The 26,783-nt window shown below is 43.9% G+C and carries 26 protein-coding genes and 1 other annotated feature; of the genes, 20 read left to right on the top strand and 6 right to left on the bottom strand.

Annotation, left to right across the window (positions count from 1 at the left end; all coding sequences use genetic code 11):
• The first annotated feature begins 49 nt into the window (after positions 1-49).
• The 6 genes from greA to B2U10_RS01485 all read left to right on the top strand — a co-directional run bounded on the left by greA (position 50) and on the right by B2U10_RS01485 (position 7,068).
• Positions 50-523, top strand: a complete 474-nt coding sequence (gene greA / locus B2U10_RS01510) for a transcription elongation factor GreA (RefSeq protein WP_029342224.1) — start codon at positions 50-52, stop codon at positions 521-523.
• Between the two features lie 52 nt (positions 524-575).
• Complete coding sequence (gene mtnN / locus B2U10_RS01505; protein ID WP_029342223.1) at positions 576-1,274, top strand: 5'-methylthioadenosine/S-adenosylhomocysteine nucleosidase; 699 nt, start codon at positions 576-578, stop codon at positions 1,272-1,274.
• A 106-nt stretch (positions 1,275-1,380) separates the two neighbouring features.
• A complete protein-coding gene (locus B2U10_RS01500) occupies positions 1,381-2,325 on the top strand; it encodes a beta-ketoacyl-ACP synthase III (protein ID WP_290785222.1) in 945 nt (314 codons plus the stop codon).
• A gap of 1 nt (position 2,326) precedes the next feature.
• Positions 2,327-3,565, top strand: coding sequence for a beta-ketoacyl-ACP synthase II (gene fabF / locus B2U10_RS01495; protein WP_035406574.1), 1,239 nt, complete (start codon positions 2,327-2,329; stop codon positions 3,563-3,565).
• A 97-nt stretch (positions 3,566-3,662) separates the two neighbouring features.
• Positions 3,663-5,219, top strand: coding sequence for a peptide ABC transporter substrate-binding protein (locus tag B2U10_RS01490; protein WP_290785220.1), 1,557 nt, complete (start codon positions 3,663-3,665; stop codon positions 5,217-5,219).
• A 205-nt stretch (positions 5,220-5,424) separates the two neighbouring features.
• Positions 5,425-7,068 carry a peptide ABC transporter substrate-binding protein gene (locus B2U10_RS01485; protein WP_035406580.1) on the top strand — a complete coding sequence of 548 codons (1,644 nt, stop codon included), beginning with the start codon at positions 5,425-5,427 and terminating at the stop codon, positions 7,066-7,068.
• A gap of 100 nt (positions 7,069-7,168) precedes the next feature.
• Here B2U10_RS01485 and trpS read toward each other — a convergent pair whose 3' ends face one another.
• Complete coding sequence (gene trpS, locus B2U10_RS01480) at positions 7,169-8,170, bottom strand: tryptophan--tRNA ligase (RefSeq protein WP_290785218.1); 1,002 nt, start codon at positions 8,168-8,170, stop codon at positions 7,169-7,171.
• Positions 8,171-8,221: 51 nt separating this feature from the next.
• Positions 8,222-8,428, bottom strand: a binding site (T-box leader).
• 56 nt (positions 8,429-8,484) lie between these two features.
• A complete protein-coding gene (locus B2U10_RS01475; protein WP_290772597.1) occupies positions 8,485-8,865 on the bottom strand; it encodes a DUF3899 domain-containing protein in 381 nt (126 codons plus the stop codon).
• A gap of 272 nt (positions 8,866-9,137) precedes the next feature.
• On the opposite strand from B2U10_RS01475, the gene B2U10_RS01470 reads away from it, so the two are divergent.
• The 5 genes from B2U10_RS01470 (at position 9,138) to B2U10_RS01450 (ending at position 15,101) form a co-directional block, all read left to right on the top strand.
• Positions 9,138-10,751 (top strand): peptide ABC transporter substrate-binding protein, encoded by a 1,614-nt coding sequence (locus tag B2U10_RS01470; RefSeq protein WP_290785216.1) that lies wholly within the window; start codon positions 9,138-9,140, stop codon positions 10,749-10,751.
• Between the two features lie 333 nt (positions 10,752-11,084).
• Positions 11,085-12,011: an oligopeptide ABC transporter permease gene (gene opp3b, locus B2U10_RS01465; RefSeq protein WP_035406592.1), complete on the top strand. Its 927-nt coding sequence runs from the start codon at positions 11,085-11,087 to the stop codon at positions 12,009-12,011.
• The gene (gene opp3C / locus B2U10_RS01460) at positions 12,011-13,042 is read left to right on the top strand and encodes an oligopeptide ABC transporter permease (RefSeq protein ID WP_035406596.1); all 1,032 of its coding nucleotides are present in this window, start codon (positions 12,011-12,013) and stop codon (positions 13,040-13,042) included. Before opp3b ends, opp3C begins: the two co-directional genes overlap by 1 nt.
• Before the next feature lie 32 nt (positions 13,043-13,074).
• Positions 13,075-14,148, top strand: a complete 1,074-nt coding sequence (locus tag B2U10_RS01455) for an ABC transporter ATP-binding protein (protein ID WP_035406599.1) — start codon at positions 13,075-13,077, stop codon at positions 14,146-14,148.
• Positions 14,148-15,101: an ABC transporter ATP-binding protein gene (locus B2U10_RS01450; protein WP_035406602.1), complete on the top strand. Its 954-nt coding sequence runs from the start codon at positions 14,148-14,150 to the stop codon at positions 15,099-15,101. Before B2U10_RS01455 ends, B2U10_RS01450 begins: the two co-directional genes overlap by 1 nt.
• Positions 15,102-15,147: 46 nt before the next feature.
• Here the strand turns inward: B2U10_RS01450 and B2U10_RS01445 are convergent, their stop codons facing one another.
• Entirely contained in the window at positions 15,148-15,681 is a 534-nt protein-coding gene (locus tag B2U10_RS01445; RefSeq protein ID WP_035406605.1) for an HD domain-containing protein, read from the bottom strand.
• Positions 15,682-15,904: 223 nt separating this feature from the next.
• On the opposite strand from B2U10_RS01445, the gene B2U10_RS01440 reads away from it, so the two are divergent.
• The 3 genes from B2U10_RS01440 (at position 15,905) to mecA (ending at position 17,411) form a co-directional block, all read left to right on the top strand.
• A complete protein-coding gene (locus tag B2U10_RS01440) occupies positions 15,905-16,042 on the top strand; it encodes a hypothetical protein (protein WP_023468890.1) in 138 nt (45 codons plus the stop codon).
• 172 nt (positions 16,043-16,214) lie between these two features.
• A complete protein-coding gene (spxA, locus tag B2U10_RS01435; RefSeq protein WP_012370920.1) occupies positions 16,215-16,613 on the top strand; it encodes a transcriptional regulator SpxA in 399 nt (132 codons plus the stop codon).
• Between the two features lie 171 nt (positions 16,614-16,784).
• Positions 16,785-17,411, top strand: a complete 627-nt coding sequence (gene mecA, locus B2U10_RS01430) for an adaptor protein MecA (RefSeq protein ID WP_035406608.1) — start codon at positions 16,785-16,787, stop codon at positions 17,409-17,411.
• A 62-nt stretch (positions 17,412-17,473) separates the two neighbouring features.
• Here mecA and B2U10_RS01425 read toward each other — a convergent pair whose 3' ends face one another.
• The gene (locus B2U10_RS01425; RefSeq protein ID WP_290751705.1) at positions 17,474-18,196 is read right to left on the bottom strand and encodes an SDR family NAD(P)-dependent oxidoreductase; all 723 of its coding nucleotides are present in this window, start codon (positions 18,194-18,196) and stop codon (positions 17,474-17,476) included.
• Between the two features lie 70 nt (positions 18,197-18,266).
• On the opposite strand from B2U10_RS01425, the gene cls reads away from it, so the two are divergent.
• The 3 genes from cls to pepF all read left to right on the top strand — a co-directional run bounded on the left by cls (position 18,267) and on the right by pepF (position 22,614).
• Positions 18,267-19,778, top strand: coding sequence for a cardiolipin synthase (cls, locus tag B2U10_RS01420; RefSeq protein ID WP_035406614.1), 1,512 nt, complete (start codon positions 18,267-18,269; stop codon positions 19,776-19,778).
• 18 nt (positions 19,779-19,796) lie between these two features.
• Positions 19,797-20,747: a competence protein CoiA family protein gene (locus B2U10_RS01415; protein ID WP_290751698.1), complete on the top strand. Its 951-nt coding sequence runs from the start codon at positions 19,797-19,799 to the stop codon at positions 20,745-20,747.
• A 64-nt stretch (positions 20,748-20,811) separates the two neighbouring features.
• Entirely contained in the window at positions 20,812-22,614 is a 1,803-nt protein-coding gene (pepF, locus tag B2U10_RS01410; RefSeq protein ID WP_035406619.1) for an oligoendopeptidase F, read from the top strand.
• A gap of 212 nt (positions 22,615-22,826) precedes the next feature.
• On the opposite strand, the gene B2U10_RS01405 is transcribed toward pepF, so the two are convergent.
• Both B2U10_RS01405 and B2U10_RS01400 read right to left on the bottom strand, forming a co-directional pair.
• On the bottom strand, positions 22,827-23,618 hold the full coding sequence (locus B2U10_RS01405) for a DsbA family protein (RefSeq protein WP_035406622.1): 792 nt from the start codon (positions 23,616-23,618) through the stop codon (positions 22,827-22,829).
• A gap of 94 nt (positions 23,619-23,712) precedes the next feature.
• A complete protein-coding gene (locus tag B2U10_RS01400; RefSeq protein WP_290785213.1) occupies positions 23,713-24,294 on the bottom strand; it encodes a CYTH domain-containing protein in 582 nt (193 codons plus the stop codon).
• Between the two features lie 96 nt (positions 24,295-24,390).
• Between B2U10_RS01400 and B2U10_RS01395 the strand changes: the two genes are divergently transcribed.
• Genes B2U10_RS01395 through B2U10_RS01385 form a run of 3 tightly spaced genes read left to right on the top strand, consistent with a single transcriptional unit; the run spans position 24,391 to position 26,759 of the window.
• Complete coding sequence (locus B2U10_RS01395) at positions 24,391-25,035, top strand: GTP pyrophosphokinase (RefSeq protein ID WP_035396676.1); 645 nt, start codon at positions 24,391-24,393, stop codon at positions 25,033-25,035.
• Positions 25,036-25,045: 10 nt separating this feature from the next.
• On the top strand, positions 25,046-25,849 hold the full coding sequence (locus B2U10_RS01390; RefSeq protein ID WP_035406625.1) for an NAD kinase: 804 nt from the start codon (positions 25,046-25,048) through the stop codon (positions 25,847-25,849).
• Positions 25,850-25,874: 25 nt separating this feature from the next.
• Positions 25,875-26,759: an RluA family pseudouridine synthase gene (locus tag B2U10_RS01385; RefSeq protein WP_035406628.1), complete on the top strand. Its 885-nt coding sequence runs from the start codon at positions 25,875-25,877 to the stop codon at positions 26,757-26,759.
• The last annotated feature ends 24 nt before the right edge of the window (positions 26,760-26,783 follow it).

Here is a 26,783-nt window from a genome sequence, read left to right as displayed (position 1 = left end):
AAAGATGTGAATATACTATACTAGTGGAATAAAAAGGAGCGTGACAAAAATGGCAGAAAAGCAATACTACATGACGCTTGAAGGTAAAGCGAACATTGAAAATGAATTGAATGAATTGAAGTCAGTCCGCCGGAAAGAAGTCGTCGAGAACATCAAGATCGCCCGTTCGTTCGGTGACCTTTCAGAGAACGCAGAGTATGACTCGGCAAAAGAAGAGCAAGCAATGGTCGAAGGTCGGATTGCTCAACTCGAGGAGATGCTTCGTAACGTTGCGATCATCTCGGAAGAAGAGAAGGATATCTCAGTCGTCGGTATCGGTACGACGGTGACGTTCTTGAGTGTCGAAGACAATGAAGAAGATACGTACACAATCGTTGGTAGTGCGGAAGCAGATCCGTTCACAGGTAAGATTTCGAACGAATCACCAATCGCAAAAAGTTTAATGGGGCACCAAGTCGGAGATCAAGTCTCTGTACCAGCACCAGGCGGCGAATACGCAGTAAAAATTACATCGATCAAATAAAGAACACAGGAGCCGGAGCAATCCGGCTTTCTGTTTGATGGAGGAATGGACCATGCCAATCGCAATCATCGGCGCAATGGAAGAGGAAGTCAACTTATTGCGCAACGAGTTGTCAGAACGTAAAGATACAGTCATTGCAAACTATCATTTTTATGAAGGACTCTTGAATAGCGTTCCTGTCGTCATTTTGAAGTCAGGAATCGGGAAAGTGAACGCTGCGATCGGTACGACATTATTGCTTGACCACTACAAACCAACTGCTGTCATCAATACCGGCTCAGCAGGCGGATTTAAAGAAGGCTTAACGGTTGGGGATGTCGTCGTCTCAACAGAAGTACGTCACCATGACGTAGACGTGACAGCGTTTGGTTACGAATATGGTCAGGTACCTGGAATGCCAGCTGCCTACCAAGCAGATCCAAAGCTCGTAGCAACAGCAGAAGCTGTCATCGAGCGCATGGATGCAATTCGTGTCGTTCATGGATTGATCGCGACAGGTGACTCATTCATCCATGATTCAGAGCGTTCTGCTCAAATCAAGGCGCACTTCCCAGAAGTCGCAGCCGTCGAGATGGAAGCTGCGCCAATCGCACAAGTCTGTCATCAGTTTGGTGTTCCGTTCGTCGTGACACGTTCGATTTCAGATAGCGCTAATGAAGAAGCGTCACTCTCGTTTGATGAATTCCTCGAGATTGCGTCAATCAATTCCGCTAAAATGGTCATGGAAGTCGTTCGGACGTTAGCAGAATGAGGTAGAAGGAAGGGCACGGGAGACCTTGCTCTTCCTTTTTTCTTTGACAAAAGCAAATTAACGCTTTATATTAGTACCAGATACTAATAACAAAAGGGGATGCCTTATGAAGATCGGGATTGTAGGATTAGGAACGTCTTTGCCATCACGTCGCGTAACGAATGATGAGCTAGCAACGACGCTCGACACAAGTGATGAATGGATTCGGACACGAACAGGAATCGGGGCACGACGAATTGCAGCCGATGATGTGGATGTAACAGACTTAGCGACAGAAGCGGCTCAGAAAGCGCTTGATGATGCTGGATTGACAGTAGAGGACATCGGCTTGATCGTTGTCGGAACGGCAACAGGACGTGCGTTCCCTTCTACAGCCTGTATCGTTCAAGAGCGCCTGGGAGCACGAGGGGCGACCGCTTTTGATATCAGTGCGGCCTGTAGTGGATTCATCTTCGCATTACAAACAGCTGCAAGCATGTTATCAACAGTCGAAGGAAAACATGCACTGGTCATCGGTGCCGAAAAAATGTCGAGTATCGTTGACTGGTCAGACCGGTCGACAGCGATTTTATTCGGGGATGGTGCAGGAGCGGTCGTCATCGGACAAACTGAGCAAGAGGGATTAAATGCTTTTGAACTCGGAACAGACGGACGTGGAGCCCATCTGTTGTTTAAGGATATCGATGGACCAATCGAGATGAACGGTCGCGAAGTCTTTAAGTTCGCCGTTCGTAAATTACCGGAAATCGTTGAGAAGGTCATTCAAAAAGCAGACAGCACGCTTGAAGATGTCGATATCTTGATTCCGCATCAGGCGAACCTACGCATCATCGATGCAGCGTGTGAACGACTGCATATTCCGCAAGAAAAGGTCATCGTTACGATCGATGAGCATGCGAATACATCTGCTGCTTCGATTCCACTCGCACTCGAAGAAGCACGTAAGCAAGGTCGTCTGACACTAGGTACGAAACTTGTACTTGCTGGCTTCGGTGCCGGATTGACTTGGGGAGCAGCATATATTACTTGGACTAAAGGAGAGAACACATAAGATGATGAGAAAACGCGTTGTAGTCACAGGAATCGGGGCATTGACACCAATCGGGAATGATGCGAATACATTCTGGGATGCATTAAAAGAAGGAACGAACGGAATTCGTCCGATGGAGCGTCTTGATATCGATGAGTATCCAACGAAGGTTACGGGCGAATTACAGAACTTCGATGTCACAGAATTCATTGAGGCGAAAGAAGCACGGAAAATGGATCGCTTCGTTCATTATTCACTTGTCGCTAGCCTAGAAGCTGTAAAAGATGCTGGAATCGACATTAAAGAAATTGCAGAACGTGCTGGGGTCTGGATCGGATCTGGAATCGGTGGCGTTGAGACGATCGAGAAACAAGCGAAAATCTACTTTGAACGTGGACACCGTCGTGTCAGCCCATTCTTCATTCCAATGATGATTCCGAACATGGCAAGCGGTCAGGTATCGATCTATACCGGAGCCAAGGGACCGAATAACTGTTCCGTCACTGCATGTGCTTCAGGAACGAATGCCATTGGAGAAGCACTGCGTGTCATCGAACGTGGCGATGCGGATGTCATGATCGCTGGTGGAGCGGAAGCACCGATCACGAACTTAGCATTTGCTGGTTTTTGTGCCAACAAAGCGATGTCGACGAATCACGATCCTGAAACGGCAAGTCGTCCATTTGATGAAGGACGTGACGGATTCGTCATGGGAGAAGGCGCAGGTATCCTGATTCTTGAGGAATACGAGCATGCGGTAGCACGTGGTGCAAAAATCTATGCAGAGGTCAGTGGGTATGGATTAACAGCTGATGCGTACCACATCACAGCTCCAGATCCAGACGGAGACGGTGGAGCACGCGCGATGGCGATGGCGATTCAAGATGCGGGCATCACTCCGGAGGCAGTCGGATACATCAATGCTCATGGAACGAGTACACCAATGAACGACATCCTTGAAACAAAAGCGATCCACAGTGTCTTCGGTGAACAAGCGAAACAACTCGTCGTCAACTCGACGAAATCGATGATCGGTCACTTACTTGGTGGAGCAGGTGGCGTCGAGGCGATTGCGACGATTAAATCATTACAAGAACAAACAGTTCACCCGACGATTCATCTCAAACAGCCGAGCGAAGGCTGTGATCTCGACTACGTGACAGAAGGTTCACGTCACGTCGAAATGACTTATGCGCTCAGCAACTCGCTTGGGTTCGGTGGACACAACGCATCACTCGTCTTCAAACGGTATGAAGCTTAAGCTCAAGCGACTCCCTTGAAACATCAAGGGGGTCGCTTTTTTGATGAAATTCTGATTCAATAGAGAAATGCGTGTTTGACGCAGAAAGGAGTCGTTTATGGCTAACATCACAAAAAAGACATCGATCATGGCACTGCTCCTATTTTTACTGATTGCACTTAGTGGCATGCTCATATATCGTCTGTCGTCGTCTCAAGAAACTAAAACAAGTAACGAAACAAAAACAGCAAAAGTCGAACTGATTGAATCATCGCTTCCGAAAACGTCAGATATTGCGCTGGCGACAGATAGTCGTTCACAGACACTTTTAGCGCAATTGTATGAAGGATTATATGTCTTTACTTCCGGAACATCGGTCCGTCGAGGTTTAGCGCAGGATATGTCAGTCTCGAAAGATCGATTGACGTATACGATTCAACTCAAAGAAACGAAGGATGCCAATGGTCAGCCGATTACGGCGCAGCAGTTCGTCGATAGTTTTCGGCGTATCGCTGCTAATCAAACCAATTCACCGTATGGTTTCTTGTTTGAAGTATTTAAAAATGGACGCGCCGTCAATGATGGAAAAATGAAACCAGAGCGTTTAGGAGTCAAAGCCAAAGGACGCAATCAACTCATCATCACGTTGAATCAGCCGGTTTCGAATCTAAAGGAATTACTTGCGATGTCCGTCTTCTATCCACAACCGGAATCAAAGAAGTGGGAAGAACTTGTTGGAAATGGTGCATTTACACTAGAAAAAATGTCGAAAAGCGGATATACGCTTAAGAAAAATGATCAGTATCATCAGCAAAACGTTGTCGCAGTAGCGAAAATAGAAAGCCGTATCATTCCCGATCATCAGACGCAATGGAGTTCGTATGAGAAAAGCAAGGCGGCTATCCTTCCATTACAAGAAAGTGTCGAAACACAAGGTGATCAGGTTTCACGACCGACCTATCAAAAAAAGCGGAGTGGTGTCTTTTATATCGCCTTTAATCAAAAAAATGACACGTTCCGCGATACGACACTCAGAAAGCGGATTGCTCACGCCTTGATGGAAAAAGAATCGGTTCAACTTCCTTTAGGGTATGCAGGTATTCCGACGAATCGATTCGTCGTCACGGATACGAACGTATTGATGTCAGAATCCGTTCAAGAGAAACCTGAAAAATCACAAGAACATAGTAAACAACAAATTGAGATGCTTAATTTTGATGATCCACAAGCAAAACGGATTGGGGAACAACTCGAAACCTATCTTGAGAAACAAATACCTGAGATTGATATCATTCTTAAGCCAGTCGCGATCGAAGAGAAAATCGACAAAGAACAATCATCACGATATGCGATGACTTTGACTGGATGGATGCCAGATTATCCAGGACCGCTAGCCTATTTAAATCAGTTCGTCTCAGACAATCCTTTAAATTCGGTGAATTACCAATCCAAGGTATACGACCAGACAGTTGAAAAAGCAAGAAAAGAAAAAGAGATAAAACGAAAACAAGCACTCTATCATCGAGCCGAAGAACGGTTAATCCATCAGGATGCTGTCGTCGTTCCTTTGTATCAGACGACTGAGAAATTATATGTTTCTGATACGATTCAAGGAATTGAAGTACCGATTTATGGACCGGAATACCTACTCCGCTCGATGAAAATTTTAAAATAATCACTTAACTGGGACCATTATTTCTTAAGGTCCCAGTCTTTTTTGAAAAAATATTTAGAAAAATCGGATAAAAGGTTTGCAAAATTATCAGAACATTGTAAACTATTTGTAACGAAGGGTTTGATTCGAATATAGTAATTCTTTTTTTTTCGGTCAAAAACCTGACAGTATCATTTTTTTAGAAACCTAGGGGGGTCATCGTAACATGAAGAAGAAAAGCTTTGCTTTAGCTACATCGGTAGCACTCGTATCAAGTGCGTTCCTCGCAGCTTGTTCGACAACGGATTCAGGCGACAAATCGGGCGACACAGGTTCAAGCAAAAAATCAAACGATCAAACACTTAATTTGATCGAAGGTTCGGATATCCCGACACTCAACCCGACGACTTCAACAGATGCAGTGTCTTTCAACGTGTTGAACAACACGATGGAAGGTCTTTACCGTCTTGATGACAAGCAGCAGCCGACACCAGGTATCGCTGAAAGCCACACGGTTTCAGATGACAAATTAACATACACGTTCAAATTACGTGATGCGAAATGGTCTGATGGTACACCAATCACGGCAAAAGACTTTGAATATGCATGGAAAGAAGTTCTCAACCCGGAGAACGCTTCACAGTATGCATATGTCTTCTACAATATCGAAGGTGCAGAAGAGTACAACACGAAGAAAGGTGATCGTGATGCTGTCGGCGTTAAAGCGGTTGACGACAAAACGTTTGAAGTTAAATTAAAAGCCCCTGCAGATTACTTCCTCGGACTCACTGGATTCGGACCATTCATGCCGAAATCAGAAGAACTCTCGAAGAAAATCGGGAAAGACTTCGGTTCGACTGCAGATAAATCGCTGTACAACGGACCATTCAAGTTAACAGATTGGACACGTGAGCAAGGCTGGAAAATGGTTAAAAACGATAACTACTGGGATAAAGATGCCGTTAAACTCAAAACGATCAACGTTAAGGTTGTTAAAGAAGTTGCGACAGGCGTTAACTTGTATGAAAAAGGCGACATCGACCGTACAGGTCTAACTTCTGAGTTCGTTGCCCAGTACAAAGACAATAAAGAGTTCAAAACAAAAGGTGAATCAACGATTTTCTACCTTTACCTCAACACAAAGGTGAAAGCGCTTGATAATGAAAAAATCCGTCGCGCAATCGACATGGGTTACAACAAAAAAGGAATCACGGATGTCATCCTTGCAAACGGATCACTTCCAGCGAACTACCTCGTACCAAAAGATTTCGCAAAAGATGCTGACGGAAAAGATTTCCGCGACAAGTATCCGGCATTCAACGAATACAATGCCGATGAAGCGAAAAAACTCTGGGAAGAGGGTCTCAAAGAAATCGGTCAAAAATCGGTTGATCTTGAGCTCTTGAACTACGATAGCGACGATGCTAAGAAAATCGGTGAGTTCTTGAAAGGGGAACTTGAGAAAAACCTTCCAGGTATGAAGGTTACGATCAAACAACAACCATTCAAAAACAAACTTGATCTTGAAAACAAAGGTGACTTCCAGTTCTCATTCGCTGGCTGGGGTCCTGACTACCAAGATCCAATGACGTTCCTCGATCTCTTCGTCACGGGCGGACCATACAACCGTGGTAAATGGTCGGACAAAGAGTACGATAAACTCATCAAAGATGCACAAACACAAACAGATGCAACAAAACGTTGGTCTGAACTACAAGAAGCTGAGAAAATCCTTCTTGATTCAGCAGCGATCTCACCTGTTTATCAGCGTGGACGTGCATTCCTCGTTAAACCATACGTTAAAGGAGTCGTCGAGCATAACTTCGGCGCAGACTTCTCATACAAATGGGCTTCAATCGAAGGAAAATAAGCAAGATAAAAAACGGTTTCCGATTTGATTCGGAAGCCGTTTTTTATCTGTGATATATAAAAAAGACCGGGACATCCCGGTCTTTCGCGTAGAGGACGAATTATCTTTTTACTTTCGCACGTTTCCGTTGTAAGCCCATTGCCTTTTCGATCTTCGCGAGTTTTTTGGCAGCGACTGCTTCTGCGCGATCACGTCCAGCGTCGAGAATTTGATCGAGTTCTTCAGAGTCAATCAAATCATAATAGCGCTGTTGAATCGGTTCGAGTTCCGCAATGATCGCTTCTGCGACATCTGCTTTGAATGTTCCATAATTCGAGCCCTCGTATTTTGCTTCAAGAGCTGGAATCGAGATACCAGCGAGTAGGGAATAGATCTCAAGTAAATTCGACACACCTGGTTTGTTTTCACGATCGAATTTTACGATGCCTTCTGAGTCTGTGACAGCTGACTTTACTTTTTTACGAATGACATCTGGTGCGTCAAGCATCGAGATGAAGCCTTTCGGATTTTGATCAGATTTCGACATCTTTTTATCTGGCGTCGTCAAACTCATGATCCGGGCACCTGATTCAGCAATGATCGGTTCTGGTAATGTGAACGTCTCATAATAGCGGCTATTAAATCGTTGGGCTAAATCGCGCGTTAACTCAATATGTTGTTTTTGATCGTCACCGACCGGAACGAGTTCCGCGTCGTAGAGAAGGATATCAGCTGCCATGAGTGTCGGGTAGACGAACAACCCTGCACCAATCCGCTCTTTTCCTTGTGATTTATCTTTATATTGCGTCATACGTTCTAGTTCACCCATACCGGAAAGACATGTCAACATCCAGCCGAGTTGCGCGTGCGCTTTGACTTCTGATTGAACGAAAATCGTTGATTTTTCTGGGTTCAGACCACTTGCGATATAAAGAGCAGCAAGGGCGCGTGTATTGTTCATCAGTTCAACACGATCGATATCGACCGTGATCGAATGCAGGTCGACGACGCAATAATACGCATCATGACCATCCTGTAAGTTCACGAAGTGCTTCATGGCACCTAAGTAATTTCCGAGTGTGACCGTTCCTGTTGGTTTGATACCTGAGAAAATCGTTTTCATAATGAAATCCCTCCAAATAATAAAATCAAAATAAAAAACGCCCCTTGAAAATCAAGGGACGAGTCATCGCGTTGCCACCCAAGTTGCTATTTACATAGCCGCTCAATTTGCTGTAATGGGCAAACCCATCTGACTCTACTTGTTTTCGAATCAGCCACTCGAAAGTCCATTCACTTAGGCATCACCTGTCCATTTTCAGCACCATGGACTCTCTGAGAGGAGTGGATCTAAGTTACTACTCTTTGTCGTCGTGTTTTCTTGTTTGATTAGCTTGAGTTTACCATACCTTAGGTAGAGCGTCACGTTGATTTCGTTTAAAAATATGAGATGATCAGTGAGACGACGATGAAGATGATACCGCTTGAGACATAGGGTTTCGTCCGTGCTGAAGCACGGCGTTGCTTTTTACGAAGCACTTCTTCCTCCTCGTCTTCATCTTCGTAATAATCGCCATCAATCTCTCGCAACTTCGCTTCCCGCTGCTTTTTGAATCCAGCTGTCATGCCACGGAAGAAACCGTTAGCAGACATATTCGAGAAGAATCCTACTGCAACTAACAAGAATCCTGCTATGAATAAACCACCAGACAGATGATACAAGATGCTGTGTGTTGAATCCGTCATAGTCGCCCAAATCGTGTAAAGCAGAACAAGAACGACCGCAATGATGACCGGTCGGAAATACGTCGATCGCATGAAAATCCCCCTTTACGTACATAGATATTCTTAGTATACGAAACTTTTAATGCTGTTACGAATCGGTAACAAACGAATGATGCAAAATAGCAAATAGTGTGACTATTCACTTGACGTTAATGCTATTCTCACATAAAATCAATTTATCACTTCGTTTAAGTTTTTGAAACTAGGTCAATGTATTTTGGGGAATACATTGCAGTTTCGACGGGACGTTATTGATGTCATAGGCATTATGGCAACTTGGAAATTGAAAAGGAGATGACTTACCGATGAAGAAAAAAACAGTCGGTCTCGCTTTATCAGTCATGCTTGCAGGAAGCGCAGTGCTTGCTGGATGTTCGACAGGTGGCGGAGACAAAGATTCAGGTTCAACAGACGGCAAGAAAAATCTACGTTTGACGGACACTTCGGACATCACGACAGTGGACCCTGCGAAAGCTACGGATTCCGTCGCTTTCAACATGATCGGAAACACGATGGAAGGTCTTTATCGTTTAGACAAAGACGGAAAAGCGATTCCAGCACTTGCAGAAAAAACGGATATCTCAAGCGACAATTTGACGTATACGTTCACGCTTCGTGATTCGAAGTGGTCAGACGGTACACCCGTCAAAGCACAGGATTTCGAATTTGCATGGAAACGTGCTGCTGATCCGAAAACTGGTTCTAGTTACTCATACATCTTTGACACGTTAAAAAACGGCGCTGATGTCACACAAGGTAAAAAGCCTGTTGATGAACTCGGTGTTAAAGCAATCGATGATAAAACGTTAGAAGTAAAACTCGAGCGTCCAGCTCCGTATTTCCTCTCACTGACATCGTTCGGTACGTATACACCAATCAGTGAAGAATTCTACAAGAAAAACGAAAAAGACTTCTCGCTCAAACCAGATAAATTGCTTTATAACGGTCCTTTCGTTTGGGAAACTTGGAAAACGGATTCAAAACGTGTTCTGAAAAAGAACGACAACTACTGGGATAAAGATGCCGTCAAACTCGACGAAGTCACGATCAGTGTCGTTAAGGATAATTCGACAGTCGCAAACCTGTATGATTCAAACGAAATCGATTACGCAGGTCTGACTTCGGAGCAAGTTGAAGCATACAAATCGAAACCTGAATTCAAGACAGCGCTTCGTTCTTCGATCGCTTACTTGAAATTCAATAACGAAGATGCAACGATGAAAGATGTAAATGCACGTAAAGCAATCGCTCGTGCGATTGATCCAAAAGGAATCACGGATACGCTTCTTGCGAACGGTTCGATTCCGACAACAAGCTTCATTCCAAAAGATTTCGTTAAAGATGCATCAGGCAAAGACTACACGAGCGACATCAACTGGTTCGATCGTGACGCGAAAGAAGCAGCAGATCTTTGGAAAAAATCAAATGGCGATAAGAAAACGACGATTGAATTGCTTTCGTTCGATAGTGAAGATGCGAAGAAAATCGGTGAGTACATGAAAGGTCAAATCGAGAAGAATCTTCCGAACGTCACGGTTTCGATCAAACAACAGCCGTTCAAGAACAAACTCGATCTTGAAACAAAAGGAGATTATCAAATCTCTTACTCACTTTGGGGTCCGGATTACCAAGATCCAATGTCTAACCTTTCCATCTTCGAATCAACGAACAGCCAAAACGACGTGAAGTACAAATCAGCAGCGTATGACAAATTGTTAAACGCGGCAAACGACGAGTCAGATTTGACGAAGCGTCTAGATTTGTTCAAACAAGCTGAGGCACAATTGATTGAAAAAGATCAGGCCATCGCACCAATCTATCAATCTGGTTCTGCATACTTGAGCCGTCCGTCGGTCAAAGATTTCAACCGTCAATTGTTCGGAGCAGATTTCCAATACAAATATGTTGATGTGAAGTAATCGAGAACGGGAGCGTCCCTAAGTCAGTTCGGGTGCGCTCCTGTTTTATACTACTTTGAATGAACGGAAACTCATTTTTAGCGGAAATGTGAAATTTTCGTAAAAAAATGGTTCTAATTACTTTGTTAGCAAAGTATAATGGAATCAAACGAAAAATTCTGACTATTGGACGACATTAAAAAAAGCGTCTGATCGAACATCGAATCAAAGCACAATTAAAAAGAATTTTAAATTTTTATAACAAAATTCTTGAATGTTCCGACAATTGTGGGTCATACTGATTTTATTGATGTTTCGAAAAAAACAGAAAATCTTTATAGGGGGTGCCATCTTATGGGCCGTTATTTAGCTCAACGCCTGGTTTACGGCGTACTGACGTTTTTACTCATCGCTTCGTTCACTTTCTTCCTGATGGATCTGCTACCAGGTTCACCATTCCAGAACCAGGAGAAACTTTCTCCTGAACAGTTGAATATCCTTCGGGATAAGTACAATTTGAATGATCCACTACCACAACGCTATGCAGCGTACATGGTTAACTTATTCCAAGGAGACCTTGGTGTATCGTTCAAATATGACAGCCGTCCAGTTACAGATTTAATTTCTGAACGAATTGGACCATCGGCTCAACTTGGAGTTCAAGCACTCGTACTTGGTGTACTCTTAGGTCTCGTACTTGGTGTAGTTGCTGCACTTCGTCACAACACAGTTGTCGACTACGGAGCAATGTTCATCTCGGTTCTCGGGATTTCAGTACCATCTTTCGTATTCGCCTCACTCCTTCAGTATTATGTCGGCGTGAAATGGGGCGCTTTGCCAGTAGCGTTCTGGGAAAGTCCGGCGCATACGATTCTACCAACGATTTCGTTGTCTCTTGGGGTCACCGCCTCGATTGCCCGATTCGTAAGGACGGAAATGCTTGAGGTTACAGGTCAGGATTACGTCACGTTAGCTAAAGCAAAAGGCCTAGATGGTCAATCAATCACTTGGAAACACATGGTTCGGAATGCATTGATTCCTGCTATTACGATTCTTGGACCTATGACTGCTGCATTGATTACAGGTACATTTGTCATCGAAAAAATCTTTGCTGTACCTGGGCTTGGTGAGTTGTTCGTATCGTCAATCACACAAAATGACTATACAGTTATCATGGGTACGACGCTGTTCTTCTCGGCAATCTTCATTCTCATGATTTTAATCGTCGACTTGCTATACGGTGTCGTTGATCCACGGATTCGTTTGGGGGGTAGTAAATAATGGCTGAACAAAATTCAAATGCAAAAGCGGAACAGTTCGATTCATCGTTATTTCAACAAGTTGAGTTCAATGAACAAGCCGGTGAACGAATTGCCGGTAAAAGCTTAAACTTTTGGCAGGATGCTTGGATGCGCTTGCGTAAAAACAAAGCAGCGATCATTTCTCTTGTCTTGATCATCGTGATTGCCATCATGTCATTAGCGGGTCCTGCAATCTCTGGTAAAGATGCTTATACCCAAACAATCACTCAAGCTAAACTTCCACCTAAAGTAACAGGATTAGAGTGGGCTGGCTTTGATGGTATGGCAACACTTGGTGAGACACCAATCGATTTTTATAAACAAAAACAAGTAAAAGAAAATTATTGGTTTGGTACGGACCACCTTGGTCGTGATCTTTGGTCACGTGTCTGGGAAGGGACTAAAATTTCACTCTTCATCGGTTTGATGGCAGCGCTTATTGACGTTCTCGTCGGTGTCACATACGGTGGTATTTCAGCTTATTACGGCGGTCGCGTCGATAATATCATGCAACGGATCGCGGAAATCCTGACAGGGGTACCGAACTTAATCCTGATCATCCTCTTCATCTTGATTCTTGAACCAGGAATCACGACGATCATCCTCGCGATGACGATTACTGGTTGGATCGGGATGAGTCGACTCGTTCGTGGTCAGATCCTGAAACTAAAGAACCAAGAATTCGTTCTCGCAGCACGTACACTTGGTGCTTCTAGCGCACGTTTAGTCTTCAAACATTTGATTCCAAATACCTTGGGTACAATCATCATCTCGCTCATGTTCACGATTCCTGGGGCAATCTTCTTCGAAGCTTTCCTAAGCTTCATCGGTCTTGGGCTTGCACCACCGCAACCGTCGCTTGGTACACTGATCAATGAAGGGTACAAAGAACTTAAGACGTTTCCTTTCTTGCTCGTCGTTCCATCGACAGTGCTCGTACTCCTCATGATCAGCTTCAACATGTTGGCAGATGGATTACGTGATGCGTTCGATCCACGTCTACGTCGCTAACAAATATTAGATTAGAGAGGAGCTCATCCAAAATGGAAACAATCTTGTCAGTCCGCGACCTGAATGTCGCTTTCCATACGTACGCCGGGACGGTTCAAGCCGTCCGCGGAGTATCGTTCGATTTAAAAAAAGGTGAAACACTCGCAATCGTTGGTGAGTCCGGTTCTGGTAAATCGGTTACTTCAAAAGCCATCATGCGTCTGATTCCAAATCCGCCAGGTGAAATCACAAAAGGTGAGATCTTATTCGAAGGTCGCGATTTGGTTAAGCTTTCCGATAAAGAAATGCAAAAAGTACGCGGTCGTGATATCGCAATGATCTTCCAAGATCCAATGACATCACTTAACCCGACAATGACGATCTACAAACAGATTGCCGAAGGTTTAAAACGTCACCAAGGATTGACAGGTGATGCTGCTAAAAAACGTACGCTTGAATTACTGACGCTTGTAGGGATTCCAAACCCAGAAGCACGTCTGAAACAATATCCACACCAATTGTCTGGTGGGATGCGTCAACGGATCGTCATCGCAATCGCACTTGCTTGTAATCCGAAAGTCTTGATTGCCGATGAGCCGACGACAGCACTCGATGTTACGATTCAAGCGCAAATCCTCGAGTTGTTGAAAGACATTCAACAAAAAACGGGTACAGCGATCATCTTCATCACGCACGATTTAGGCGTCGTAGCGAACATGGCCGATCGTGTAGCGGTCATGTATGCAGGTAAATTGATTGAGAAGGGTACAGTCGATGAGATTTTCTACGAGCCACGTCATCCATATACTTGGGGACTCCTTGGTTCAATGCCACGTCCATCGGATGACCGTTCACAAGATTTACCGGCGATTCCAGGAACACCACCTAACTTACTTCATCCACCAGTCGGTGACGCGTTTGCACCACGAAATAAATATGCAATGAAGATTGATTTTGAAAAAGAACCTCCTTTCTTCAAAATTACAGATACTCACGAAGCGGCGACATGGTTGCTCCACCCACAAGCACCGTATGTTGAGCCACCACTTGCAATTCGGGATCTGGCGTTGAAATACCGCCCAGATAGCGTATTCGCGAAATCGCTTCTGAAAGGCGGTCTGAAATAATGGAAAACCGTAATAAATTACTTGAAGTAAAAAACTTGAAGCAACACTTCAACATTGGACGCGGACGTGTCGTTAAAGCGGTTGATGGTTTATCATTCGATATCTATGAGGGCGAAGTACTTGGTCTTGTAGGTGAATCGGGTTGTGGTAAATCAACGACTGGTCGCTCAATCATCGGATTGTATGAGGCGACAGACGGCGAAGTCATGTTCAAAGGTGAAAACGTTCATGGTAAAAAGTCGCGTAAAGATAAACTGAAGTTCAACCGTGCGATGCAAATGATTTTCCAAGACCCTTATGCGTCACTTAACCCACGGATGACAGTCGGTGATATCATCGCTGAGGGAATTGATATTCATGGTCTAGCAAAGTCGAAAGACGAGCGGAATAACCGTGTGTACGATTTACTCGAAACAGTTGGTTTGACGAAAGAACATGCGAGCCGTTACCCACACGAGTTCTCGGGTGGTCAGCGTCAACGGATTGGAATCGCGCGTGCGCTTGCTGTAGAACCGGACTTCATCATCGCGGATGAGCCAATCTCGGCACTTGACGTATCGATTCAAGCGCAGGTCGTCAACTTGATGAAAAAACTGCAACGTGACCGTAGTTTGACTTACTTGTTCATCGCCCACGACTTATCGATGGTAAAATATATCTCGGATCGTATCGGTGTTATGTACCAAGGTCACCTCGTTGAACTATGTAGTGCGGATCGCTTATATGAGAATCCGGTCCATGCTTATACGAAATCGCTCTTGTCTGCGATTCCTCTTCCGGATCCAGAGCACGAGCGTACACGTAAGCGGATCGTTTATGATCGTCCGACGAGTGGACCTGTTGGTAAATCAGATGAAGATTCAAGCATTCCACCACTTCGTGAAATCGAACCAGGTCATTTTGTTTCGATGACGGATGCAGAACTGGAAGCATATCAAGCGCAACTCGTATAATTGTTTAAAACAAAAGGCATTTCCACGTTGATCGTGGAAATGCCTTTTAATTTTCTGATGCAATTCGTGGAAGATGCGCGAAGCGATGAACGACAGAATCAATCGCATCAAGACGGCGCATGGCTTCATCAAAATCGATTTTTTCATAGTGATGTAGTCCGCCTGGTTGTTCTTCCAGCGTATCCGCATCGTGCACAAGTTGTTGAAGTGGTGTCCGGTTGATTGCACCAGGTGGAAGATACGAATCCGTATGCAGGAGAACGGCAAGTGCGATTTCTTTGGCACGAGCTGGTTCTTCACCAAGGCGAATCAAAAGTTTATGAGCGCGTTCAGCCCCTTTAATGGCATGAATATCATTTTGACGATAGAGATCATAGTTCCAAGTGCCATCGGTATACCATTCGTAATGCCCGATGTCATGGAGGAGTGCAGCTTTCGTAGCTGTATCCGCATCTAAACCTCGCTTCGTAGCGAGCGTCAGTGCGCGTTCAGCTACTGAAATCGCATGATTCAAGCCAGAACGGGATAAATATTTTTGAGCGATCGGATGATCGAGAATAGTGACGAGTGTTAATGACATGAATGAAAAACTCCTTCCTGAGCGTTGATATTTCTATACACTCTACAGAAAATTGAAAGAAATTGCAACTATTTTTCATTCCTTAATCGACAATCTCACATATTTAATTGCTTAAAGTAGGAATAGATTTTTGATATACGTGGTATAATTACTAATGTAGAAGATGATTATTTTGCTTTCGTAGGTTGTTAGTTCTGTTTCGGACCGATTGGGGTGTCGGAATATGAAAGAACGTGACAAAAAGAAAAAGCTGAAGAAGCGCCTTTTGCGGGATATTTTAGAGAAAAAACTAAAAGAAATGAAACTTCCTAAAGCAAAAGAAACGATTTCTCAGCCATTTGATCACACGCCAGCTTGTTAAAGCCACGTGGTGGCTTTAACAAGCTTTTTTACGAAAAGTTCTTTCATCTTTATAAAAAAGCTAGGTTTTCTGCTTTATTAGATGTAAACTGTCAAGTAATAGAACCATCATCGATATCTATGTATTCACTTAGGTGTTGAATGATGTTAAATCAGGGGGAGGATGTTTTTCAATGGTAACACTCTATACTTCACCAAGTTGTACTTCTTGTCGGAAAGCACGCGCGTGGCTTGAAGAACATGAAATCCCGTTCGTAGAACGTAATATTTTTTCAGAACCATTATCGCTCGATGAAATCAAACAGATTCTTCGAATGACGGAAGATGGAACGGACGAGATTATCTCAACGCGTTCAAAAGTCTTCTCGAAACTCGATGTTTCCGTTGAAAACTTATCGTTGCAGCACCTATACGATTTAATTCAAGAATATCCTGGATTATTGCGTCGTCCGATTTTGATTGACGAAAAACGTCTTCAAGTAGGATACAACGAAGATGAAATCCGTCGATTCTTACCACGCAAGGTGCGTACATTCCAACTTTTGGAAGCACAGCGTCTTGTAAACGAGTAATTTTAAAAAGCACGCTGCTTCGTGAGCAGTGTGCTTTTTGTTACCGATAAAAAAGGTTAAAATAAAGATAACAAAGGAATAGAAATATATCCTTCGGATTCGAAAGTGTGAATCCAAGTCATGTCCTCGTTCGTATTCTAGATAAGGAACGAGAAGAAAGGAGTGGACAGATTGAAAATCGAACGCGTCAATGACAATACGGTCAAGTTCTTCATCACTTATACTGACATCGAACGCCGTGGTTTTGCCCGAGATGAGATTTGGTATAATCGGGAACGGGGAGAACAGTTATTCTGGCAGATGATGGACGAAGCGAATGAAAAAGAGTCCATCTCCTTCGAAGGTCCACTATGGATACAAGTGCAAGCTTTTGAAAAAGGTCTTGAAGTCACTGTAACGATCGCAAAAAATGCAGTCGATGGTGAGCAAGTCGATGAAGACGAACTCGATTCACTTTTACGATCAGCGATGTCTGAGACAGAAGATAAAGATACAGAATTAAGCCAGGATGTCTTATTCGAAACTCATGATTTCGAGCATATCATTGCGCTTAGTCAATATGCGAATGCTCCTGTCTTCGCAGAACTTGAAACAGCGCTTTACCAAAAGGATGGACTCTATCTACTACATGTTCATTTCGAAGATGATGTGAATGTAGAAGCACAAGAAAATGTCATGAGTTTAATTGCCGAATATCTTCATTTCAGCGAACAAACGATTCATCCTGTCGCTGAATATGGAAAACAAATCATTGCTTCAGACGTCTTTGCCTTTATTCGGAAATACTTTCCGAATTAAAGGAACTAAAAGTGCGAGTAAAAGGAGGATCACGAATCGTGATACCTCCTTTTATTCTGACATTAAGTGAGGGTATAACCACCGTCTACGATAAGGGCTTGCCCATTGATGTAACTCGCTTTATTCGAGAGTAAGAAACAAACGACTTCTGCGATTTCAGAAGGTTGTGCAGGTTCGCCACGAAGATGATGCTTCATCGCAAGATCAAACTTATCTTTCCCGCCATATAATGCGTGGCTCAATGATGTGTCGACCGGTCCCGGACAAATGGCATTAAAACGATACTTGCCATGGAAGCGGGCAGCGTATGTCTTTGTCAGTGTCAATAAAGCGCTCTTAGACGATGCATAGGGTAAGAGCATGGCGGGAAACTTGACGTGACCGACGATCGCGCTATTATTGACGATAGAGGCACCTTTTGAGAAACGTTTCGTCGCGAGCTGGATGATTCGTTCAGGGGCATGATAATTCACTTGGAACACTTCTTTTTGTTGATCGGAGATTCTCTCGGGTGCGACGGGTTTTCCAAATGTCCCTGCATTATTAAAAATCCCGTCGATTTCTGGAAAATCTTCGAGTGTTTCTTCAAAGAACCTGTCGATGGCAGAGGAATCAGTCAAGTCGACAGGGAAGAAATATAAACGTCCTTCTCCGCTAGATTCAAGAGAAGCTCCTTTGTCTTGATTACGACCAATGGCAAGAACGGTATGACCTTCTCGAATCAGTTGGAGGGCAGTTGCTTCTCCGATTCCACTTGTTGCACCAGTAATGATATACGTACCCATTTAAACGCTTCCTTTCTGTCATGAGTTCTTAACTACAATTTTTACAACATACATAAAAGGAGGGGGATTCATGCTACGACGTGTACAACTTCTCATGACCCTCATCTTGACCATCGGTTTAATCGCCTTTTTATCCTACTATTGGAGCGTCTATATGGTAGGCTGGCTGTCCATCGTCATCATTTTGGTCGTCATGAGCGTGTTCGTCATCATTTTGCTTGAAAATCGTAACCCAGAACGAACGCTCGTCTGGGCACTTGTCATGATGGCACTACCTGTTGTCGGCGTGTTTGTTTATTTTACGTTTGGTCAGAACTACCGCCGGAAACGAATGTTTCGATTGAAAGCAATGCTTGATGAAGAGTCTTATATTAAATACCGTACCCAGTTTAAAACAGCAGTACACCAATCAGTGTTCCAAGAAGGACATTATGGAAAAGTTGTCACACTTATCGATTCGATCAGTCGACTTCCAATTTCGTATAATACACATACAAGAATTTTGACGAATGGTCAGGAGAAATTTCCGATTCTTTTAGAAGAGATTCGTCAAGCACAACATCATATTCATTTGGAATACTATATCGTACGGGATGACGAGCTCGCATTGCAGTTACAGGAAGTATTGATTGAAAAGGCACAGCAAGGAATTGAAGTCCGTTTTCTTTATGATGCCGTCGGGTGTTTTTCGACAGATAAGCATTATTTCAAGAAGATGCAGGATGCAGGTGTTGAAGTTCGGGCATTTTTCCCTGTCGTATTACCGTTCATTTCGAGTAAGTCTAACTACCGAAATCATCGGAAGATCGTTGTCATTGATGGAACAGTTGCTTTTACGGGTGGAATTAACGTTGGGGACGAGTATATCGGTCGCGATCAGCATTTTGGATTTTGGCGTGATACGCATCTTCTTGTACGCGGAGAAGCTGTTTCTGAACTTCAATTGATTTTCCTCCAAGACTGGTACTATATGACGGGGGAACGCCTGTTTACACCGTTTTATATGGAACCACTGGAATATGTCGATGAAGCAACGGGAGGCGTTCAAATCATTGCCAGTGGACCTGATGAGCCACATGAGGCAATGAAGTCACTTTACTTCGGACTCATCACAGAAGCGCGTGAATCTGTTTACATTGCATCTCCATATTTAATACCAGATGAAGATTTGATGACAGCACTAAAGACAGCCGCTATGTCTGGAATTGATGTTCGTATTCTTCTGCCAAGCTTTCCGGATCATAAAATCGTATTTTATGCGAGTCGCTCTTACTTTGATGATTTACTCCAGGCTGGTGTGAAAATCTATGAGTATAACAAAGGATTCATGCATTCGAAAGTCATCGTCGTGGATGACGCCATCGCAACGATTGGAACAGCGAATATGGATTTACGGAGTTTTCATTTGAATTTCGAGGTAAATGCTTTTTTATACGGAACAAATTCGGTACATCAATTAACACGTGATTTTTATGAGGATTTTAGCCAGTCTACACAAGTTGATGCTGATTTGTTTCATCGTCGTCCATTACGCCGCCGTTTAGTTGAATCAATTTCACGCTTATTCTCACCGCTACTCTAGCAAAAGGGGACGATGCTGATGTTTGAAGCCATTGATGGGTCAGGTAAACGCATTCTGATTCATAGGTTTTCTGTCCATGAATTAAAAGCGATGTCCTTACGTTGTCCGTATTGTCTGAAGCCATTGCGCGTCAGGCAGGGACGACGACCACATTTTGCACATATCTCAGCATGTTCAGGAGAAAGTAGCTTACATGTATCTTGGAAACGACGAATTGCAGATTCGTTGATGAATGCAGGCGTTCGCGTCGAGACCGAATGGACGATTGGACAGCGACGCTTCGACCTGTGGATTCCGGAAAAAGAGATTGGGATTGAAATTCAGCGTTCTCCGATGTCGGCAGATGAATGGATTAGACGAGCAAGACTTGATGCGAAACAAGGACAAACGGTTCGTTGGATTGGGTTTCATCCGTCACATGGTGTCACATTTCGTTTACAAGGATGGATGCGTCAAGCCTTCTTAGAAAATGAGTATTTGGACTTGATTGTTGACAATCAAATCCGACGGTTTCGACATCCGCTCCCTTTTGCGAAACATTATGTCTATTGTACCGTTCAATCCCTTTCATTATCCGACTTCCTTTCGACGGAACTTCCGTCATTTCCTCGGAAATTTTCAATGGCTCGATGGCAAGGAATCGTCTTGCGCTATCGACAGCGTCCTTTTTATCCTTCGTTACCTCCACGAATGCTTAAACTTCCATTATATGAGGCAGGGTTTCATCTTCTGAATCTGCCGTCATCGGTCTTTCTTCCGATCAGTCACTTATTATCGTATCCCGTTCATCCTTTTGAGTTTCAAATGGCAGTCTTTTTGCGGTTAAAAGGGGTTTATTCCTCTACTGCTTTAGAACAAGCCGTCTTTCATTTACTTCATCGATTGGATATACCGTTTGAACGACCGATGATCGATTTACTTATCACGGAATGGTTAGAGCGGATCGAGGAGGCGAATCGGCTGTTTTAGCAGGAGCACTTCGATTGTTTGTCGAAAAGAAAACAGGTATAACTGAATTAAAGGAGTGAGGGAAATGGCAGAAGTATTAACACGTCAAGATGTTGACGTTTCAGAAACTTGGAATCTAGAATCGATTTATGCATCAAACGAAGCGTGGGAAGAAGAATTTGAATCGGTGAAAGCGATGCTTCCATTACTCGTCGAGTATAAGGGTCGTCTTGGACAAAGTGCGGATACGCTCTATGAAGGGTTACAGTTACGAGACGAAGTCTCAAGACGTCTTTATAAGCTCTATACATACGCGCACATGCGTTATGACGAAAATACAGCGGATAGCTTCTATCAAGCCATGAACGACCGTGCTCGGACGCTTGCGTCACAAATCGGAGCCACACTTGCTTTCATGACACCGGAATTGTTAGCTGTACCTGAAACAACGATAGAAGCGTATCTTAATGAGAATGCAGACCTTGCGATGTACCGTCATGCATTTGATGAGTTGAACCAAGAACGCGAGCATGTGTTGACGGAAGCGGAAGAAGCGATTCTAGCGAAGGCGGGAGAAGTTCTCGGTCAATCCGGTACGACATTCGGTATGCTGAATAATGCAGATTTGACATTCCCGAAAATTAAGGGGGAAGACGGGGAAGAGACAGAATTGACACATGGTCGTTTCATCACATTCCTTGAATCATCTGATCGTTCGGTGCGTGAAGCCGCATTTAAAGCGATGTACGGAACGTATGCGAAATACACGAATACGCTCGCCTCAACTCTTGCTGGGTCAGTTAAGAAAGACAACTTCTATGCAGATGTTCGGAAGTTCCCTTCGGCACGCGCGGCAGCCTTACATGGTAATGCAATCCCTGAATCCGTTTATGATGGGTTGGTTGAAGCGGTACATGAGCACTTACCATTGCTTCATCGCTATGTTGCCTTACGTAAACGGGTCCTCGGTCTTGATGAGTTACACATGTACGATATGTATACCCCCCTCGTTTCTGAGGTCGAGATGAAGGTCTCTTATGAAGAAGCGAAACAATTGATGGTCGAAGGGCTCGCGCCGCTTGGAGCAGAATATAAACATATTCTCGAAGAAGGGTTGTCTGAGCGCTGGGTTGATGTCCGGGAAACGCGTGGTAAACGGAGTGGAGCATACTCTTCTGGTGCTTACGATACACAACCATTCATTTTGATGAACTGGCAAGATAACATCAATAATCTTTTTACGCTCGCACATGAATTCGGACATTCGGTTCATAGCTACTACACGCGGAAATCTCAACCATATCCATATGGCGATTATTCAATCTTCGTCGCTGAAGTCGCTTCAACGACAAATGAAGCGTTGTTAAACGACTATCTATTGAAGAAAGTGACGGATCGTAAAGAAAAACTTTATCTATTAAACAATCAACTTGAAACATTCCGTGGAACATTGTTCCGACAAACGATGTTCGCTGAGTTCGAACATGCGATTCATGATGCAGCGCGTCTTGGACAATCGTTGACACCAGAATTCTTGACGTCAACGTATTATGCCTTGAATCAAAAATACTTCGGAGAAGAGATTGTATTAGATGAAGAGATTGGTTTGGAGTGGGCTCGGATTCCACACTTCTATTACAATTACTATGTCTATCAGTATGCAACAGGCATTTCGGCGGCGGCTGCTTTGACGGATCAAATCCTAGAAGAAGGACAACCGGCTGTAGAACGTTACATCAATAATTTCTTAAAAGCGGGATCAAGCGATTATCCAATCGAAGTACTAAAAGCTGCTGGTGTTGATATGACAACAAAAGCACCAGTTGAAGCAGCACTTCGTCAATTTGAACGTGTCCTAGATGAATTCGAAGCGTTATTAGCAGAGTGACATCTTTGTGACAAAGTGAACAAAGTGTGGAAAAGAAAAAAGACTCACGGTATACTTATATTGTGAAGAGGGTCACATTCCCCAGTCGATTCTCTTTTTCCCCCATCCAATGGTCAAAAGAAGAAGTCCTTCTCGTCATGAAGGACTTCTTCTTTTTCTATGAGTGAATACCAAAAAAGGACAGTGAAGCTTGCTCCACTGTCCTTTTTGTATTAAGCATGTGCTGAATCTTTTAAATGACGCCATACTTTTCCATCACAGTACGATAGAGAAGCACATTTCTGTTGTAAGACCAGTTTTTTTAGTTCGTGTTCAACCTGGGATTCAGGAGCGTCATAAATAAAGGCGATTTCAGCCGTAGTTGCTGTTTCATACCGTCTCAAGAATTGTTCAAGTGGTGGCTTCGATTGTTTTTCAATCGTATGATCTAGCAGTTCACTTAAGATCGAAACATAGACCAAATACTCATAAGGTCCTTCTGCCTTAATGGCTTCCTCATCTCCAACGAAAGCGAGTGTCGGAAGAATTCGGACATCCCATTCCGTGACCAGTTCAGTCTCTTTCTCGAGCATTTGCTGAATCGTGTCCGACGAGACATCACGGTGGAATTCATCTAAATCCAGACCATACTCTGTCAATGCTTCGGCTAACCGCATCAATGATGGACGGCTGTAAGCACTCTCACCTTCGACATTATGAAGCATCCGAAGGCGTCGCATGAACCGCATACCAAACGTTTTTCCTTGAAGCTCGATTGCTTTTAGGATGACGAGTGGTGACATATCGCACGCGGAACGTGAAGGAGCACAAGGAATCGTAGCAATCGTGCGGAGACGAAAAAGATGACCATATTCTAGCTCTAATTTCTTGAGAACGGGTATCAACCGTAAACCGTCCGTTTGTGTCACATCTAAAAAATGATAGATTTCCAGAGGTTTCGTCGGTTGTTGAATCGATGGTTCGTCCAATGAACAATAAGATCCGTTACATTGTGCGTGTTCCATCCGTTCACCCCTTCCTGTTGTTATCGTTACCCTATTTTAGCAACGAAAAAAAAGAAAGAGCAAAGGTTTTGCTTGTTCATTCTTACACGAAAAATCAAGAAAGCGCTTTACGTTCCATGAAGCGAACGATTTTATTTTTAGTTTCACGCTGTGGAATGTCGTGTTCTGAAAGAATTCGCTCGAAATCCTTTTGCCCTTGTTCGAAGTTGCTGACCTCAAATTCTAACTCATAATCGGTATGTCCGAGATAGCGACTTTTATCAAGGACGAGTAAGCCTTCTGGAAGCACCGTCTCGATGCGTTCGGTTTCTAAACGTCCTAAATGTTCCAACGAACCTTGCAAGTCAAAAGACGACAACTGGTGATTCATCTCTTCGGAGTGAATCAGACCGTATTTGAATAGATCTTCCGCTTCACTTGCTGATAGTGTGACATGTGTTTCAAGCAATCCATTTTCATGAGGTTGTTTTAAAGTAAGGACAAGTCCTTGTTTTTTTTCACGTATCCGTAAGGCAGCACCTTTTTTTCGAAGTTCGAAATCAGGCGTATCAAAATAATCATTTGCTTGCCACATGGGTTGTTTAGTTGACGCATAATGGGTAAATAACGATAGATATTCTTGTTCAGACAATAAGTTCTTGAATTCGATTTCCAATTCTTGTCTAATCGGAATCACGCCTTTCTAGTTGAATGTCTGAAAATATGATAACATGAATGAGGTAGGAACAGGCACTGAACCAATACTATTCGATTAAAAGTGGTGACAAATCAGATGACAAAAGAAAATTGGGATTTATTTCTTGCGCCGTATCAAATCGCGGTCGATGAGTTGAAAGTAAAGCTAAAAGCGATTCGTAAACAATTTCAGCAACGGGGAGAGCATTCACCGATTGAATTTGTCACAGGACGGGTCAAACCTGTAAAAAGCATTCTTCAAAAAGCAGAACGAAAAGCAATTGCGCGTGAATCATTGGAACAAGATATGCAGGATATTGCCGGATTACGCATCATGTGTCAATTCGTCGATGATATCATTCATGTTCTTGAACTATTACGTTCGCGCGGTGATTTTAAAATCGTCGAGGAACGTAACTACATCACTCAAAAGAAGGATAGTGGTTATCGATCGTATCATGTCATCATTGCTTATCCAGTACAGACGATCGAAGGTGAAGTACCGACATTAGTCGAGATTCAAATTCGTACGCTTGCGATGAACTTTTGGGCGACGATCGAACACTCGTTAAATTACAAGTACCAGGGGAACATTCCGGAAGAAACACGGGAGCGCCTGCGGCGTGCGGCAGAAGCGGCATTTTTGCTTGACGCGGAGATGAGTCAATTGAAAGTAGAAATTCAAGACGCGCAACTCGTCTTTCAACGCGACGCTAAGGCGTCGGAACGATTAAAAGAGTAGGGGGATGACCATGCGTTTTGCAATCACGGCTCGTGATGATGAGCGTTCTCATGCGCTAAAACAACAACTCGAGCAGGCGTTGACGGAGCGGGGATGTGTGCTTGATGTCAGTCAACCGGAAATCGTCGTTTCAATCGGGGGAGACGGGACAATGTTACAAGCGTTCCATTCGTATCTCGATCAAGTAGAGACGATTACCCTTGTAGGGATTCATACAGGGCACCTTGGTTTTTATGCGGATTGGCGTCCTGAAGAGATGGATGAGTTGATTGATCATATCGCGAAGCAGGATTTAGCGACGGTCGAATACCCGCTGCTTGAACTATCAATTGACTATGCGGATGGCTCACATAATCAACTGCTTGCTTTGAACGAGTGTACGATCAAAAGTTTCAATCAAACACTCGTTTGCGATTTATCGATTCGAGGCGACTATTTTGAGACGTTTCGAGGTGACGGGTTATGTATATCGACACCCTCTGGTTCGACGGCATATAACAAGGCGCTCGGCGGTGCGATTGTCCACCCGGCACTCGAAGCGATCCAAATTACAGAAATGGCTTCGATCAATAATCGTGTTTACCGGACGATCGGCTCACCGATGTTGTTACCGAAACATCATGATGTCGAAATTCGTCCCGTCAATCCGATTGATTTTCAGATGACCTATGACCACTATGCTTCGATTGTCCATCAAAATGTGACATCGATCCGGTGTCGAGTATCAGATAAAAAAGTGAAATTTGCTCGTTTTCGTTCTTTCCCGTTTTGGCAACGGGTGCGGGAATCTTTCCTGGCAGACGAAAGACGTTGACGCAGTATGTAAAGGAAATGGAAACATGAATGGATTTCAGCTACAACAGACGGTTACTGATATCGAGGATGGCTGGCGCGTCAGTCATTTTTGTACGACCCGTCTAGGTATCTCACGAAAAATGTTAGTATCAATCAAAAATCATGGAGATATCACGCGGAACGGTCATCATGTCAACGTCCACGACGTCTTGTGCGCGGGTGACCGTGTCCACGTCTTCTTCCCGGAAGAAACACCAGCACCGGACATGGTAGCGACAGAAGGGGAACTCGATATTTTGTTTGAAGATGATTGGTTACTCGTCGTCAATAAACCACCGGGGATGGCATCGATTCCGTCACGATTGCATCCGGAACACTCATTGTCGAATTATGTTCTTGGTTATTATCGAAAACAAGGAATTCCGTATGCGATCCATATCGTCAATCGACTCGATCGAGACACGAGTGGCCTCGTCTTATTCGCTAAACACGGACTTGCTCACCACCGGATGAGTCTCATGCAACGATCGAACGAATTAGAGCGGCATTATTTAGCCTATGCACCCGGACATGTGCCGGTACAAACGATTGATCAGCCGATTGGTCAAACCGATCATTCCTTCATGGAACGAATGGTACGACCGGATGGTCAACGGGCCATTACGCATATTTTAAATAGTCGACGGGTCCAAGCTTTGGATCGAGAGTTTTCCTTACTGGATATTCGACTAGAGACGGGACGGACGCATCAAATTCGTGTCCATCTTGCCTTTTTAGGACATCCTTTGATTGGTGATACGATGTATCAGGGTGAACCATTGCTCCCGCGTCAAGCACTCCATAGCGCGTCAGCGACGTTCCTTCACCCTGCGACAGGAGAACGTGTCCGATTTGAAGCGCCGCTTCCCGAGGATCTTCGATTGGAATAATGAACATACGATAAAAGGCAGTGG

Origin of the sequence: Exiguobacterium sp. UBA7533, from assembly GCF_002479335.1 — a bacterium.
In the GTDB taxonomy this organism is placed as follows: Bacteria; Bacillota; Bacilli; order Exiguobacteriales; family Exiguobacteriaceae; genus Exiguobacterium_A.
This window is presented reverse-complemented; position numbering and strand designations above follow the sequence as displayed.

Coding starts and splice junctions, on each gene's coding strand:
- B2U10_RS01485 (WP_035406580.1), top strand. CDS start 5,425: ATGAAGAAGAAAAGCTTTGCTTTAGCTACATCGGTAGCACTCGTATCA.
- trpS (WP_290785218.1), bottom strand. CDS start 8,170: ATGAAAACGATTTTCTCAGGTATCAAACCAACAGGAACGGTCACACTC.
- B2U10_RS01445 (WP_035406605.1), bottom strand. CDS start 15,681: ATGTCATTAACACTCGTCACTATTCTCGATCATCCGATCGCTCAAAAA.
- pepF (WP_035406619.1), top strand. CDS start 20,812: ATGGCAGAAGTATTAACACGTCAAGATGTTGACGTTTCAGAAACTTGG.
- fabF (WP_035406574.1), top strand. CDS start 2,327: ATGATGAGAAAACGCGTTGTAGTCACAGGAATCGGGGCATTGACACCA.
- cls (WP_035406614.1), top strand. CDS start 18,267: ATGCTACGACGTGTACAACTTCTCATGACCCTCATCTTGACCATCGGT.
- B2U10_RS01425 (WP_290751705.1), bottom strand. CDS start 18,196: ATGGGTACGTATATCATTACTGGTGCAACAAGTGGAATCGGAGAAGCA.
- greA (WP_029342224.1), top strand. CDS start 50: ATGGCAGAAAAGCAATACTACATGACGCTTGAAGGTAAAGCGAACATT.
- B2U10_RS01415 (WP_290751698.1), top strand. CDS start 19,797: ATGTTTGAAGCCATTGATGGGTCAGGTAAACGCATTCTGATTCATAGG.
- B2U10_RS01440 (WP_023468890.1), top strand. CDS start 15,905: ATGAAAGAACGTGACAAAAAGAAAAAGCTGAAGAAGCGCCTTTTGCGG.
- B2U10_RS01475 (WP_290772597.1), bottom strand. CDS start 8,865: ATGCGATCGACGTATTTCCGACCGGTCATCATTGCGGTCGTTCTTGTT.
- B2U10_RS01455 (WP_035406599.1), top strand. CDS start 13,075: ATGGAAACAATCTTGTCAGTCCGCGACCTGAATGTCGCTTTCCATACG.
- B2U10_RS01385 (WP_035406628.1), top strand. CDS start 25,875: ATGAATGGATTTCAGCTACAACAGACGGTTACTGATATCGAGGATGGC.
- B2U10_RS01395 (WP_035396676.1), top strand. CDS start 24,391: ATGACAAAAGAAAATTGGGATTTATTTCTTGCGCCGTATCAAATCGCG.
- B2U10_RS01390 (WP_035406625.1), top strand. CDS start 25,046: ATGCGTTTTGCAATCACGGCTCGTGATGATGAGCGTTCTCATGCGCTA.
- B2U10_RS01490 (WP_290785220.1), top strand. CDS start 3,663: ATGGCTAACATCACAAAAAAGACATCGATCATGGCACTGCTCCTATTT.
- opp3b (WP_035406592.1), top strand. CDS start 11,085: ATGGGCCGTTATTTAGCTCAACGCCTGGTTTACGGCGTACTGACGTTT.
- mtnN (WP_029342223.1), top strand. CDS start 576: ATGCCAATCGCAATCATCGGCGCAATGGAAGAGGAAGTCAACTTATTG.
- B2U10_RS01405 (WP_035406622.1), bottom strand. CDS start 23,618: ATGGAACACGCACAATGTAACGGATCTTATTGTTCATTGGACGAACCA.
- B2U10_RS01450 (WP_035406602.1), top strand. CDS start 14,148: ATGGAAAACCGTAATAAATTACTTGAAGTAAAAAACTTGAAGCAACAC.
- spxA (WP_012370920.1), top strand. CDS start 16,215: ATGGTAACACTCTATACTTCACCAAGTTGTACTTCTTGTCGGAAAGCA.
- opp3C (WP_035406596.1), top strand. CDS start 12,011: ATGGCTGAACAAAATTCAAATGCAAAAGCGGAACAGTTCGATTCATCG.
- B2U10_RS01470 (WP_290785216.1), top strand. CDS start 9,138: ATGAAGAAAAAAACAGTCGGTCTCGCTTTATCAGTCATGCTTGCAGGA.
- B2U10_RS01500 (WP_290785222.1), top strand. CDS start 1,381: ATGAAGATCGGGATTGTAGGATTAGGAACGTCTTTGCCATCACGTCGC.